General features: G+C 49.0%; 13 protein-coding genes. 4 read left to right on the forward strand and 9 right to left on the reverse strand.

Annotated elements, in window-relative coordinates; all coding sequences use genetic code 11:
- Window positions 1-168: 168 nt before the first annotated feature.
- A complete protein-coding gene (yfbV, locus tag HER31_RS02545) occupies window positions 169-603 on the forward strand; it encodes a terminus macrodomain insulation protein YfbV (protein WP_168659117.1) in 435 nt (144 codons plus the stop codon).
- 502 nt (window positions 604-1,105) lie between these two features.
- On the opposite strand, the gene pflA is transcribed toward yfbV, so the two are convergent.
- Window positions 1,106-1,846 (reverse strand): pyruvate formate lyase 1-activating protein, encoded by a 741-nt coding sequence (gene pflA, locus HER31_RS02550; protein ID WP_168659118.1) that lies wholly within the window; start codon window positions 1,844-1,846, stop codon window positions 1,106-1,108.
- Window positions 1,847-2,032: 186 nt separating this feature from the next.
- The gene (pflB, locus tag HER31_RS02555) at window positions 2,033-4,312 is read right to left on the reverse strand and encodes a formate C-acetyltransferase (protein ID WP_168659119.1); all 2,280 of its coding nucleotides are present in this window, start codon (window positions 4,310-4,312) and stop codon (window positions 2,033-2,035) included.
- Between the two features lie 126 nt (window positions 4,313-4,438).
- Here pflB and HER31_RS02560 point away from each other — a divergent pair, with 126 nt between their 5' ends.
- The 3 genes from HER31_RS02560 (at window position 4,439) to panF (ending at window position 6,602) form a co-directional block, all read left to right on the forward strand.
- A complete protein-coding gene (locus HER31_RS02560) occupies window positions 4,439-4,576 on the forward strand; it encodes a hypothetical protein (protein ID WP_168659120.1) in 138 nt (45 codons plus the stop codon).
- Window positions 4,577-5,011: 435 nt separating this feature from the next.
- Window positions 5,012-5,173 carry a DUF997 family protein gene (locus HER31_RS02565; protein WP_238786882.1) on the forward strand — a complete coding sequence of 54 codons (162 nt, stop codon included), beginning with the start codon at window positions 5,012-5,014 and terminating at the stop codon, window positions 5,171-5,173.
- Window positions 5,166-6,602 (forward strand): sodium/pantothenate symporter, encoded by a 1,437-nt coding sequence (gene panF, locus HER31_RS02570; RefSeq protein WP_168659122.1) that lies wholly within the window; start codon window positions 5,166-5,168, stop codon window positions 6,600-6,602. The genes HER31_RS02565 and panF overlap by 8 nt, the downstream gene beginning before the upstream one ends.
- Before the next feature lie 82 nt (window positions 6,603-6,684).
- Here the strand turns inward: panF and HER31_RS02575 are convergent, their stop codons facing one another.
- The 7 genes from HER31_RS02575 to trpB form a co-directional block, all read right to left on the reverse strand.
- Entirely contained in the window at window positions 6,685-7,014 is a 330-nt protein-coding gene (locus HER31_RS02575; protein ID WP_168659123.1) for a helix-turn-helix domain-containing protein, read from the reverse strand.
- A gap of 368 nt (window positions 7,015-7,382) precedes the next feature.
- On the reverse strand, window positions 7,383-8,189 hold the full coding sequence (gene xthA / locus HER31_RS02580; protein WP_168659124.1) for an exodeoxyribonuclease III: 807 nt from the start codon (window positions 8,187-8,189) through the stop codon (window positions 7,383-7,385).
- Window positions 8,189-8,485, reverse strand: coding sequence for a YciI family protein (locus HER31_RS02585; RefSeq protein ID WP_168659125.1), 297 nt, complete (start codon window positions 8,483-8,485; stop codon window positions 8,189-8,191). Before HER31_RS02585 ends, xthA begins: the two co-directional genes overlap by 1 nt.
- A gap of 154 nt (window positions 8,486-8,639) precedes the next feature.
- Complete coding sequence (locus HER31_RS02590) at window positions 8,640-9,872, reverse strand: L-lactate MFS transporter (RefSeq protein WP_168659126.1); 1,233 nt, start codon at window positions 9,870-9,872, stop codon at window positions 8,640-8,642.
- A gap of 732 nt (window positions 9,873-10,604) precedes the next feature.
- Window positions 10,605-11,138 carry a septation protein A gene (locus HER31_RS02595; RefSeq protein WP_168659127.1) on the reverse strand — a complete coding sequence of 178 codons (534 nt, stop codon included), beginning with the start codon at window positions 11,136-11,138 and terminating at the stop codon, window positions 10,605-10,607.
- A 76-nt stretch (window positions 11,139-11,214) separates the two neighbouring features.
- Window positions 11,215-12,027 (reverse strand): tryptophan synthase subunit alpha, encoded by an 813-nt coding sequence (gene trpA / locus HER31_RS02600; RefSeq protein ID WP_168659128.1) that lies wholly within the window; start codon window positions 12,025-12,027, stop codon window positions 11,215-11,217.
- Window positions 12,024-13,211, reverse strand: coding sequence for a tryptophan synthase subunit beta (gene trpB, locus HER31_RS02605; RefSeq protein ID WP_168659129.1), 1,188 nt, complete (start codon window positions 13,209-13,211; stop codon window positions 12,024-12,026). Before trpB ends, trpA begins: the two co-directional genes overlap by 4 nt.
- Window positions 13,212-13,218 lie beyond the last annotated feature (7 nt).

Below are 13,218 nucleotides of genomic sequence, written 5' to 3' on the forward strand. Positions count from 1 at the left end.
TTCGCGGGTGGAGTTTAGCAGTAATGCGATACTGATCAACTCGACAGCAGAACGACAAGTCACCAACCGGTAAGACCATTTTACCCAATTCCAGAGCAACAGATATTATGCTATCGTCAGTAGGTGGTAGATCTGTGATAGAAGTCACTAGTAAGGGGTAATTTGTCGATGTCACTGCTTCGTCGGATCCGAATGGGATATGACTACATGCAAAAGTGGCCGCTCAACAAAATGTTGGCGAACCGCTTCCCTGAATACCGTGTAGTGAAAAGCACGCGCTTTGCGATAGCATGGATGCCGGTATTGGCAATGGTTGCCGCTGCAGTGCAAATAAAGTTAGGTGGAGAGATCTCGCCACAGTTCGCTGTGCAATATTTATTTATTCTCAGCATTCCGTTACAGGGTCTATACTGGTTAGGGTGGAGAGCGGTACAACCGTTACCACTTCCGGTATTAAACTGGTGTAAGGAGGTACGGCAACGGCTTATTGAAGCCGGTTGTGAAGAGGCGCCGAACGCGTCTTTGTCTCAGTACCAGCACATGGCATGCCTGTTAAACCGAGCGTTCAAACGCCTCGACAACGCCTTTTGGTGTGATAATTAAGACTGCCGTGCTGCCCCCGACGCCGCCCCTTTCATGGGGCGGTGTTCATATTTTTAGCGTCCGCTAAAGTCACTCTTAAAGCACTGTTGCAGCATTCATTTACGACATTAAGTGTTCGGTGAGTGCGAAAATCAGCCTCAACAAGTTACTCAAATTGGTCTGACCAACTGCAATTCCCCATCAATGTGAGTTTTTACTTGTATTTATCGTGCTGCGTATGGGCTAGCCATATGGGGGCAGCGGTGGTGTCGCAGTGGCGACGGCACATTCTTGTATGCATTAGGGGGGAGCTTCGCCCCCTTTGCCATAGGTCGCAGTCCAAAACGCTTCGCTGAACTGATCCAATGCGGCAGAAGATCAACGGCGGTAGTGCTTTCCCCTTGTATCAAAACTCGCCTAGCCGGTGCTTTAACAGTATTGGTTAGAACAACACTTAATTGGTACACAGCCCAAAAAAAACGCCGAGTGAAAACTCAGCGCTTAATAGGCAGTTAGGGGGTGATCAGAATTTGGCGTTGAGACCGTGACGAACGAAGATCGCTTTGATCTGCTCCATGGTTTCCGTTTTCGGTGGTTTAACCCCAGTTAATGGGTATTCGAGCCCAAGGGTTTCCCACTTGTGTGCACCCAGCTCGTGGTAGGGCAGTAGCTCGACCTTTTCGATGTTTTGCATCGGCGCGATAAACTCGGCCAACCTCTCGGCAGACTCTAAGTCATCGGTGAAGCCCGGCACCACGACATAACGGATCCAAGTTGGTTGGTTACGCTCGGCTAAGTACTTAGCAAACTCCAGCGGACGCTTGTTAGATACGCCAACCAAGTTCTGATGAACGTCGTCGTCAATCTGCTTTAGATCGAGCATCACCAGATCACTTACGTCGAGCAGCTGATCCAGCAGCTCAGTGTGCTGCTTAACGTAGCCGTTGGTATCGAGACAGGTGTGGATGCCCATCTGATTAGAGGCTCGGAATAGATCTCGAACAAACTCCATCTGCAACAGGGCTTCACCACCGGAAGCTGTGATACCACCACCACTGGCTTCAAAGAAATGGCGATAGCTATCTAACTGGCTGGTGATCTCTTCAACCGTTACCTCTTTGCCACCGCGCATGTCCCATGTATCGCGATTATGGCAATACTGGCAGCGCATTTTGCAGCCTTGGGTAAAGACGATAAAGCGGATCCCTGGGCCATCTACGGTGCCGCAGGTTTCCCAAGAGTGGATGCGTCCAGTGACGCTCATAAGCTTACTCCAGATCAGTTACTTACTACTTTAGCTTGTCGTAAAGAGCTAAAGAGGGGAAGAATTAGTTTCAATCTGTATAGGCCATTACGCCAATCGACAATTCCTATACAGATTGTTCCAATAAAAAAGGCCTCACCACTGGGGCAAGGCCTTTGTCACTAGCGCTTTACTCGTTCTGAAATATTACAGAGAAGAGGTAAAGGTACGAGTGATTACGTCTTGCTGCTGTTCAGGAGTCAAGGCGTTGAAACGCACCGCGTAGCCTGACACACGAATGGTCAGCTGTGGGTATTTTTCAGGGTGCTTAACTGCATCTTCCAGCATTTCGCGGTTCATCACGTTTACGTTCAAGTGTTGGCCGCCTTCGCGAGAAGGGGTGTGCTTGAAGTAACCGTCCATCAGTGCAGCCAAGTTAGCACGACGACCTTCATCATCTTTACCTAGGGCGCCAGGTACGATGGAGAAAGTGTAGGAGATACCGTCTTTTGCGTGAGCAAACGGCAGTTTACCTACAGAAGTCAGTGATGCAACAGCACCAGACTCATCGCGACCGTGCATTGGGTTAGCACCTGGAGCGAAAGGCTGACCAGCGCGACGACCGTCAGGGGTGTTACCAGTTTTCTTACCGTATACCACGTTAGAGGTGATAGTCAGGATAGACTGGGTAGGGGTTGAGTTGCGGTAGGTCTTCAAAGAACGGATCTTGTTCATGAACGACTCAACCATCTCAACTGCGATGTCATCTACGCGAGAATCGTTGTTACCGAATTTAGGGTAATCGCCTTCGATATCGTAATCGACAGCCAAACCGTTTTCGTCACGAATAACTTTAACTTTAGCGTACTTAATAGCAGCCAAAGAGTCAGCAGTGATAGACAGACCAGCGATACCACAAGCCATGGTACGCTCAACGTCACGATCCATCAGAGCCAGCAAAGAGGCTTCGTAAGAGTACTTATCGTGCATGAAGTGGATGGAGTTCAGTGCGGTAACGTACTGCTTAGCCAACCAATCAGTGAACACGTTAAGCTTCTTCATTACGTCGTCGTAATCCAGGTAGTCACCGTTGAAGGCTTCCATTACTGGACCGATCTGCTGACCGTCTTTCTCGTCTTTACCGCCGTTAATTGCCAGCAGTAGAGTCTTAGCCAAGTTAGCGCGAGCACCGAAGAACTGCATGTGCTTACCTAGAACCTGAGGAGATACACAACAAGCAATGGCGTAATCGTCAGAGTTGAAGTCTGGACGCATCAGATCATCGTTTTCGTACTGGATAGAAGAAGTATCGATAGATACTTTGGCACAGTACTTCTTAAAGCCTTCTGGCAGAGACTCAGACCACAATACAGTGATGTTTGGCTCTGGAGATGCACCCATGGTGTACTGGGTGTTCAAGAAACGGAAACAGTTCTTAGAAACCAAAGAGCGGCCGTCTAAAGACATACCAGCCATAGACTCGGTTGCCCAGATAGGGTCGCCAGAGAACAACTGATCGTATTCAGGAGTACGCAGGAAGCGAACCATACGCAGCTTCATTACGAAGTGGTCAACCATTTCCTGTGCTTGCTCTTCGGTGATCAAACCAGCTTGCATGTCACGCTCGATGTAAGCGTCCAAGAAGGTAGATACGCGGCCCAGAGACATAGCAGCGCCGTTTTGAGACTTAATCGCAGCCAAGTAACCGAAGTAGGTCCACTGGATAGCTTCTTGAGCGTTGGTCGCAGGAACAGAGATGTCAAAGCCGTATTTAGCTGCCATCACTTTCATTTGACCCAAAGAGCGGTGCTGTTCAGCGATCTCTTCACGCAGACGCAGCATATCTTCAACGTCACCGTTCTCCAGCGCTTCTTGAGTGCTGTGGAACTGGTTCAGTTTGTCTTGCATCAGGAAGTCGATACCGTACAGAGCAACACGACGGTAATCGCCGATGATACGGCCACGGCCGTATGCATCTGGCAAACCAGTCAGTACGCCAGACTTACGGCAGCGTAGGATATCAGGAGTGTATACGTCGAAAACACCAGCGTTGTGGGTTTTACGGTAGTCGGAGTAGATCTCTTTGATGGTTGGATCCAGTTCGCGGCCGTAAACCTTGCAAGAACCTTCAACCATACGGATACCACCGTTAGGGATGATGGCGCGCTTCAACGGCGCTTCCGTTTGCAAACCAACGATGGTTTCTAGATCTTTGTTGATGTAACCAGCATCGTGAGCAGTGATGGTTGAGATCACGTCAGTATCAAAATCCACTGGAGCGTGAGTAGAGTTCTCCTGACGGATACCCTCCATCACTTTGGCCCAAAGGGTGTCTGTGGATTCAGTAGAACCGGCTAGGAAAGATTCGTCGCCTTTGTACTCAGTGAAGTTTTGCTGGATGAAGTCACGAACGTTAACTTCAGTTTTCCACTCACCGCCGTTAAAGCCTTGCCAAGCTTTAGCAAACAGTTCGGTTTTATCAGTCATAAGATCTACCTTCTCGTATATTCCGAGGGATAATCGGATTATTGAACCGTTGATACGGTCCGGAAAAAACGCAACAGGATGTTGTTGCAACCACCAATGCTAACTTCGAAAACGAACGTTGCAGTAATGGTAGGAAATCTGTGTCATTTGAGTAATCAATTCTCTGACGGCATCGTCACTGTGGTGAGTTGCGGTCAAAGCAAGCGAGTCGAGATGAATGCTGCTCGACTGATGTTGTCAGTGGCCAGCATTGATGCTCGGTAACTCAAGCTTAGATGACTTTTTAAGCTTACATTTCTATGTAGTTACATAGTGTGAAGTAGCTCAAAGCCATTGGTCTTACCAAATTACAACGCGGAGACTAGCATAGCGATTTTGTGGCTGCATAGACTCAAACCTCGTAAAACGCGCTAGCGGAAGCTATTTTGAAAAAATGTGAGCTGCACCACTATCCACCCATCGCCAACGTGATTTTGCTCGCAATCATTGTCTGCTTTCTCAACGAATTTATCTAATTTTAGACATCTAGGTGTCTGTCTTGGAATTGGTCTGACCAAAGGGCAAGTTGTCGAGTTTATTAATTTCTATCTGTCAGTTTGGCAGATGCCGTGGCAATTGCTTACCATAGCGCCATCAATCACTCTTTAAAGCTGTTCTATGAAGGGAATCGACTCAAAATATCTTGCTAAGGGAGCAATTATGCTCACCTTAGGCTATCTGGCGCTATGGTTTATCGGCCCAGCACTGCTTGCTGAAGCTGAGGCCATCATTGGTTTACCGCTGTGGTTTTGGTGGTCGTGCATTGTGGCACCACTGCTTCTTTGTGTCGCTGCTGCTGTATGGTTACGTGCTGATGACTGATTATTCACTGTTAATACCAATCATGGCTTACCTGGTTGTTACTCTGGTGCTGGCACGTATGGTCGCTGCTCGGGGCAGCAATAGCGGTTCCTTTAGCGAGCGCTACTTCCTTGGTGGCCAGTTTATGGGGGGGACGCTGCTTGCTCTCGCTTTAGTAACTACCTATACCAGCGCTTCCTCTTTTATGGGGGGACCTGGCGCGGCCTATAAGTTTGGCCTGGGGTGGGTGCTGCTAGCGATCATTCAAGTGCCGGTCGCAATGCTCACTCTTGGGGTGGTTGGCCCCAAGCTGTGGCGCATCGCCAAACAGTATAATGCGGTGACCATTTTGGATGTGTTGCAGCAGCGCTATCAAAGTCGTGCATTATTGTGGCTGGCAGGGATCTCGCTGATCGGTGCATTTCTTGGCATGGTAGTAGTGCAGTTTACCGGTGGTGCCCGGTTATTGTCGGTGATGACTGGAGTCGATTACAACGTTGGCCTAGCGATGTTTGTTGGTACGGTAATGCTGTATACCCTGTGGGGCGGCTTTCGGGCAGTTTCCTATACCGATGCCCTGCAAGGTATTGTGATGGTACTGGGGATGTTAGCGTTGTTCATTGGTATTTTGTACCAAGGTGGCGGCCTTACTAATCTAACCTCACAGTTAGCGCAGATCGATCCGGCGCTGTTAACGCCTAAAGGCCCTAACGAATTCTTATCTTGGCCGTTTCTAATGTCATTTTGGATACTGGTGTGTTTTGGTGCCATTGGTTTGCCGCATACTGCTATCCGTGCGATGGCGGTAAAAGATGGACGAGCGTTAAAGCAAGCAATGGTGTTTGGTACCGCCGTATCGTTCGTCGTCATCCTGTTACCTCACCTCAGTGGCGTGCTAGGCCGAGTCATGATCCCAGAGCTAACTAGCCCCGACGAGATCATTCCGCGGTTGATGGTAAGTCTGTTTCCACCGTTGGTCGGAGGTTTGTTGTTAGCCGCGCCAATGGCGGCAATTATGTCCTCAGTTGATTCGATGCTGTTGCAAAGCGCCAGCACCTTGGTGCGCGACTTAGTGATGCGGAATAAACCACTGACGGACAAACAGCAGCAGCGCTTTAGTTACGCATCAGTGCTGTTATTGGCACTTGGTTGTGGCTTGTTGGCGTTGGATCCACCAGAGATGATTGTTTGGCTCAATCTTACTGCGTTTGGGCTGTTGCAGGCAGTATTCCTATGGCCGGTTATCTTGGGATTATTCTGGCGAGGCGCGACAGCATCTGGCGCCATCTGCAGCATTGTTTGTGGTGGTGGCAGCTTCCTCTATTGGACGACCATGAAGATTAAACCTCTGGGTGTGCACGCCATCGTGCCTGCCTTGATCCTTTCGGGGATTAGCTTTGTGATTGCTAGCTTAGTAACCAAGCGACAGAGTGTCTTGAGCAATGGCTAAGCAGTAAGTTAATTTGGCAGCCGCTGTACAGATACAAAAAAGGCTAACCCTAGGGTTAGCCTTTTTTAGTGGTACGTGAAACTTAGTGCATTAGCGTTTCTAAGCGGTCACGGATCTCTTTGCCACGTTCGGTCAAGAATGCACGCTTGATGCGGTAATCCTGCTCGTCTACGCGCAGTTCTACTAGGCCTAAACCGTTGCGTCCAGAGTGGACACGCTCAGACAGCAGCCGAGCGTTACGGCTTGCACTGGCTTGAGACATCTCAAAGCGTTCTTGTAGCTCTTTAATAGAGCAACCTTCTTCCTGGCATACTTGCATAAACATCAGGCAGGTTTGTGGTGGGATCTCGCTGTACACTTCACGAAAGATTTCAACACAGTCCATCAGTTTGTTTAATTGAGCTTGACTCATTTTAGTTTTTTTCCTCTGCTCAACAGCAATTGATACATCTGCGATAACCCGCCGCAATGTGCAGGCGCGGTTACCACTCCTCAAGCAGGGTTATTGATAACAGTCACCGCTGACTTAAACCATAGAGTCATTACAAAACCTTGAGCGAGAGCACATGAATGCAACTATATAATCTGATTATGATCAGAAACTTACAGAAATAATTGATTGATACGCAATCAGATTAGAAAAAAAGCTCACTTGTAACCCAAATGGGTGATTTTGTTTTGTTAAAATGATTATTTTGTTTGCGACAGTGTGTTTTTAACGATGTGAGTGCATAAAAAACGGCGCCTAAGCGCCGTAATTTTATTACAGTTTGCCAATTTTTATTTCAAAACTGTATAGATCGGGGCGTGGTCTGAAGGCTTTTCAATACCTCTTAGTGGATAATCAATGTCGGCTTCTATGACTTTTTTAGTCAAACTTGATGTGGTTAAGATCACATCGATACGCAAACCACGGTTATCAGCAAAGCCTTTAGAGCGGTAATCAAACCAGCTGTATTTTTCACCTAAGTCCGGGTGAAGATAACGGAAACTATCGGTAAAGCCCCAATCTAATAGTGTGGCCAACCACTCACGCTCCTCTGGTAAAAATGAACACTTACCGTCACGCAGCCAACGCTTGCGGTTAGGTTCGCCGATACCGATATCGAGTTCAGCAGGACTGATGTTGATGTCCCCCATTACAACTACCTGTTCGTCGCTGCTGCGATGCTGGTTGAGGTAGTTCATCAGATCTTGGTAGAACTTCTGCTTTGCGGGAAATTTGGTTTCATGCTTCCGGTTTTCCCCTTGCGGGAAATAACCGTTCAGTATTTGAACTGGTGTGCCCGCTGCATCAGTGACGGTGGTCATGATCATCCGTTTCTGGGCGTCATCTTTATCCGTTGGGAAGCCTTTTTGTACTGCAATTGGCTTCTGCTTAGTGAGCATGGCAACACCGTAATGGCCTTTCTGACCATGATGCTCAACGTGATAGCCCAAGGCTTCAACGGCTGCTAACGGAAACTGACTATCGTCTACCTTTATCTCCTGCAACCCGATTACGTCAGGTTGGTGCTTGTCAATCAACGCTTCAAGTTGATGTAACCGTGCTCTCAATCCATTGATATTAAAGGAGACGATCTTCATTAGAACACCTGCTTGAATGGCTTAATAACGGTACTTTTGTATACGCCAGCAGGGATGTAAGGATCGGCGTCAGCCCAAGCTTGAGCATCTTCAATGCTATTGAACTCTGCAACGACGAGCGAGCCAGTGAAGCCAGCAGCGCCGGGGTCATTGCTGTCGATAGCTGGCAATGGACCGGCGGTCAGCAAGCGGCCTTGATCGCGCAGTTCCTGCAAGCGGGCTAGGTGGGCAGCACGTACAGGCGTACGCAACGGCAGGCTATTGTCGACATCTTCAGAGCAGATCATGTACCACATAAATTCATCCTGTTTCGAGGGACTAAGTTTGAGTGGGCACGATAGCATGAGCTCAGCTGGAAATTGAAGGGGCAGGGTGTGGAAGTAAAAATGGAGGAGCAGAAAACAAACAAGCCGCCTAATAAGGCGGCTTGTTTTCCAGTCGAGCGAGCGGTTATGCCTTAGCAGGTTCCGCTTCAACAGCACTGTTAGCTTGAGTTTTGACAACCGGCTTAATGGTGAGCGCCAGTACCACAGCAATAGCAAGCATTACTGCTGACATGGTGTACGCAATCGCGTAAGAACCATAGGCTGATGAAACGTAACCAGCTACGACTGGGCCGATGAAACCACTTACGCCCCATGCGGTGTATAGCACGCCAAAGTTGGTGCCGTAGTTTTTCAGGCCGTAGTAGTCAGCAGTTAATGATGGGAATACTGACAGCAATGCACCGTAACCGATACCAGCTAAAGCCGCGCCCAGCATAAAGCCCATTTCCGTTTGGTACATAGGGAACAGCACCATGTTTACTCCCTGCAGTAAGAATACCAACAGCAGAGTACGGATTGCGCCGATCTTGTCAGACAGCATGCCCATGACAACACGGCCGCCCGAGTTAAATACTGCCAATGCCGATACCAAGAACGCAGCGTTGCTTAAACCGCCCTGCAAAGAAGCGATGGAGGTGATGTTACCGATCAACATCAGGCCAGCAGAAGCAGCAAAACAGAACATTACCCACAGCATGTAGAACTGCTTGGTTTTCAGCATCTCACGCCAAGTGAAATCGTTACCAGCGCCTTTACCAACAGGGGCTACAAAGCCAGCTGGAGCTGCAGCAACATAGCCTGCTGGTGGGTTAACGATGGTAAATGCCAGAGGTACGGCAATCAGCACTGCGCCAGCACCAAGGTATAAGAAGGTATTGTTGATACCTTGGGTGTCGATAAGGAAGTTAGTCAATGGTGCCAAGTACAATGGAGCAATACCAAAGCCGCCAGCGATTAGGCCACAAACTAAACCTTTTTTAGAGGAGTGGAACCACTTCATAGCCGCTGGAGATAAACATGCGTAAGCGAAGCCAATACCGGCGCCAACAAGTACACCAAAACAGATGGCCAGCATCAGTGGGGTTGTAGCGAAAGATGATGCGATTAAGCCCAAGCCAACCATGGAAGTACCGAGGATAACCATCTTACGAGGACCCATGCGGTCTTGAAGGATGCCGGAGATTAACAAGCAAGAAGCAAATACCATTACCGCAACGCTGTATGGCATACCAGCATCAACGCTGGACCAACCTAGTTCAGACTGCAACGCCTTAGAAAATACACTCCAAGCGTATAACACGCCCATACATAGGTTGATTGCAATGCCAGCAATCAAGATCTTAACGGCTCGATTCATCTTTAGCTTCTACTCGATAGAGGGGACACGCCCCAGTACTAGAAATTGGTTGGTTTAAGGTTGTGTATAAATTATTCACCCTAAACTCAGGCGGCGTAATATACGGGCAAGGGCGCAGCTAAACCAGCGCTTGGAGGTGTAATTGGCAGTGATTTTTACGCTTTGTGTAGTTGATTGGTATTGGGGGAGAGTAGGGTGGTCGTGAGTCTTGTTTTTGCTCAAATTGAGGCATTGGTTTGGTTTGGGGGCAATTTAAGGCAACAAAAGGATGCGATGGTGATAAGAAAACGCTAAATCCGATAGCTTGATAACATTCTTTTAGCATGGCTCCGCGGGGAAATGAGCGGTTCATTGCGCCGTTTTATGTAGTCAATCTGAACAATAGATAGAAAAAGGCTGTGTACCAATTAAGTGTTGTTCTTTCCAATGCAGTTAAAGCACCGGCTAGGCGAGTGTTGATACAAAGGGAAGCACTACCGCTATTGATCTTCTGCCGCATTGGAGCAGTTCAGCGAAGCGTTTTGGACTGCGACCTAAGGCAAAGGGGGATTCCAAAGAGGGCGGAGCTCCCCCCTAATGCATACAAGAATGTGCCGTCGCCACCGCGACATAACCCATAAGAGTAGTGCAATCAGTAGCGCCGAAGGCTGGATATAAACCTCAACAGCTAACTACGACACAGCCAAAAAAAACGCCGCAATGTGCGGCGTTGGAATCAACTGCGGTGCTGCTTTACTTCTGCTCTTTAGGTAGGTGCTTAAACAGGTAGACGAAGGTCAATACTGTGAAAGTTAGGGTAAGACCCGTTAAACCAAATACCTTGAAGTTAACCCAAGTTTCTTGCGGCAAGCTGAAAGCAACATACACGTTAGCAGCGGCACAAGCAGCGAAGAAACCACTCCAAGCGTAACCAACCTTCATCCAGATAGGGGTCGGCAGTTTCATCTCTTTGCCAAGCATCGCCTTCATTACCGGTTTTCCCATCAGGTTACCGCCAATCAAGATGGCACAGAATAAACTGTAGACAATGGTGACCTTCCACTTAATAAAAGCATCGTTTTGAAAGAATACTGTGGCGCCACCAAAAACCAATAAAATGGCGAAGGTAAATAGGTGCATCTTTTCGACTTTTTTGTACAGGGTGTACATCAATGTAAGCTGAATAGCAGAGGCGACGATGATGGCACCGGTAGCAGCAATAATGCCGTAAAACTTATAGACCCCAAAGAAGACCAATAGGGGCAGAAAATCGAGCAGTTGTTTCATTCAGCGTCTCACAAAGTTACACAACGGATTCAGGCTTGAACGCATAAGCATACTCAAGCCCAATCCGCTTGTCAGCCTAGCTAGCGTGAATCGTTGCTGCCTTCATGTTTTTAACGAACTCAGTGAGTTCGTTGGCCCGTACGGTTGAATCATCTAGATTATTTTCGATTATTTTTACCACAGCAGAGCCAGAAATCGCACCGGCGGCGCCAGCTGCAATGGCATCCTTAACCTGCTGCGGCTCAGCAATACCAAAGCCTAAAATAGCCGGTGGAGCATTGTACTTGGCTAAATCGGCTAGTAGGTGGTCGACTGGCATACCGGCAGCAGTCTCCGTGCCGGTTACGCCAGCGCGGGACAGCAGGTAGGTGTAACCTTCACCAAGTTCTGCCACTTGTTGCAGCTGTTTGCTGTCAGCATTCGGCGGAGCAATAAAGATCGGTGCTATGCCTGCGGCCTTAGCGGCAGCGGTGAACGGTGTCGATTCATGGGTTGGTACATCGGCAATTAACACCGAATCGACTCCAGCGGCAGCGCAGCGTTGGTAGAAGTTATCCACCCCTGGCGCAAACACCAGATTTGCGTAGGTTAATAAACCGATAGGCAGATCTGGGTAACGGGCCCGGATCTCAGTTAATAGCTCAAAACAGATGGTTGGGGTTACACCAGCCTCTAATGCTCGCAAGTTAGCGTTTTGAATGGTTGGGCCGTCGGCGGCGGGATCAGAAAACGGAATACCCAGCTCCAACGCATCAGCACCACCTGCGACCAAAGCATCAATGATGGCTAAGCTGTCTTCGGCGCTTGGATCGCCAATGGTAACGAACGGGACAAAGGCGCTTTCAGCACGCGCTTGTAAGCGAGCGAACAGGGATTGGTAACGGCTCACAACGAACCCTCCTTCTCAAGAATGTCGTAAACGGTAAAGATGTCTTTGTCGCCGCGGCCAGATAGATTAACCAGTAATACCGTCTCTTCGGTGGCTTGCTCGGCCATTTTGTATGCATGAGCAAGTGCGTGGGCAGATTCCAGCGCAGGGATAATGCCTTCGCTTTTTGCCAGCATTTGGAACGCTTCCAGCGCTTCTGCATCGGTAATAGATGGGTATTGGGCTCGTCCGGTAGCAGCCAAGTGTGCGTGTTGTGGCCCAACCGATGGAAAGTCCAAACCGGCAGAAACTGAATATGACTCCTCAATCTGGTTGTTTTGATCCTGCATTAACGGCGCTTTCATGCCGAAGAAGATCCCCATGGTGCCGTGGGTTAATGGCGCGCCATGCTTGCCTGAGTCAATACCAAGGCCTGCGGGTTCAACTCCGATAAGTTGCACCTCTTGCTCGTCAATAAAGTCAGCGAACATGCCAATGGCGTTAGAGCCTCCACCCACACAGGCGATAACCGCATCTGGCAAGCGACCTTCCTGTTGCAGGATCTGCTGCTTCGCTTCTTCACCAATCATCTTTTGGAATTCACGGACGATGGTTGGGAATGGGTGCGGGCCAGCTGCGGTACCCAGCAGGTAATGGGCGCTGTCGTAGTTGGCACTCCAGTCACGTAACGCTTCGTTACAAGCGTCTTTTAGGGTGGCGGAGCCGGCGGTCACTGATATTACCTCAGCGCCCATCAACTTCATTCTAAATACGTTCGGGCTTTGTCGCTCAACATCTTTAGCCCCCATGTATACTCGGCACTTCAAGCCTAATAGGGCACAGGCCAATGCCGTTGCTACGCCGTGTTGACCAGCACCGGTTTCGGCGATGATCTCTTTCTTGCCCATGCGTTTAGCCAGAAGCGCTTGGCCAAGAACCTGGTTGGTCTTGTGCGCCCCCCCGTGGAGCAGGTCTTCTCGCTTGAGGTATATCTTTACCAGCGGGTTGGGGCTGAAATTTTTGGTCAGGGTTAATGCAGTCGGACGGCCCGCGTAGTTTTGCAGCAGCTCAATAAACTCTGCCTGAAACGCAGGGTCTTGCTGTGAATCGATAAAGGCTTGTTCCAGTTGGTCCAATGCCGGCACCAGCACCTGGGCAACGTATTGGCCACCAAATTCACCAAAATAGGGATCTAATTTACTCATGATGTTT

The organism is Ferrimonas lipolytica (assembly GCF_012295575.1).
In the GTDB taxonomy this organism is placed as follows: domain Bacteria; phylum Pseudomonadota; class Gammaproteobacteria; order Enterobacterales; family Shewanellaceae; genus Ferrimonas; species Ferrimonas lipolytica.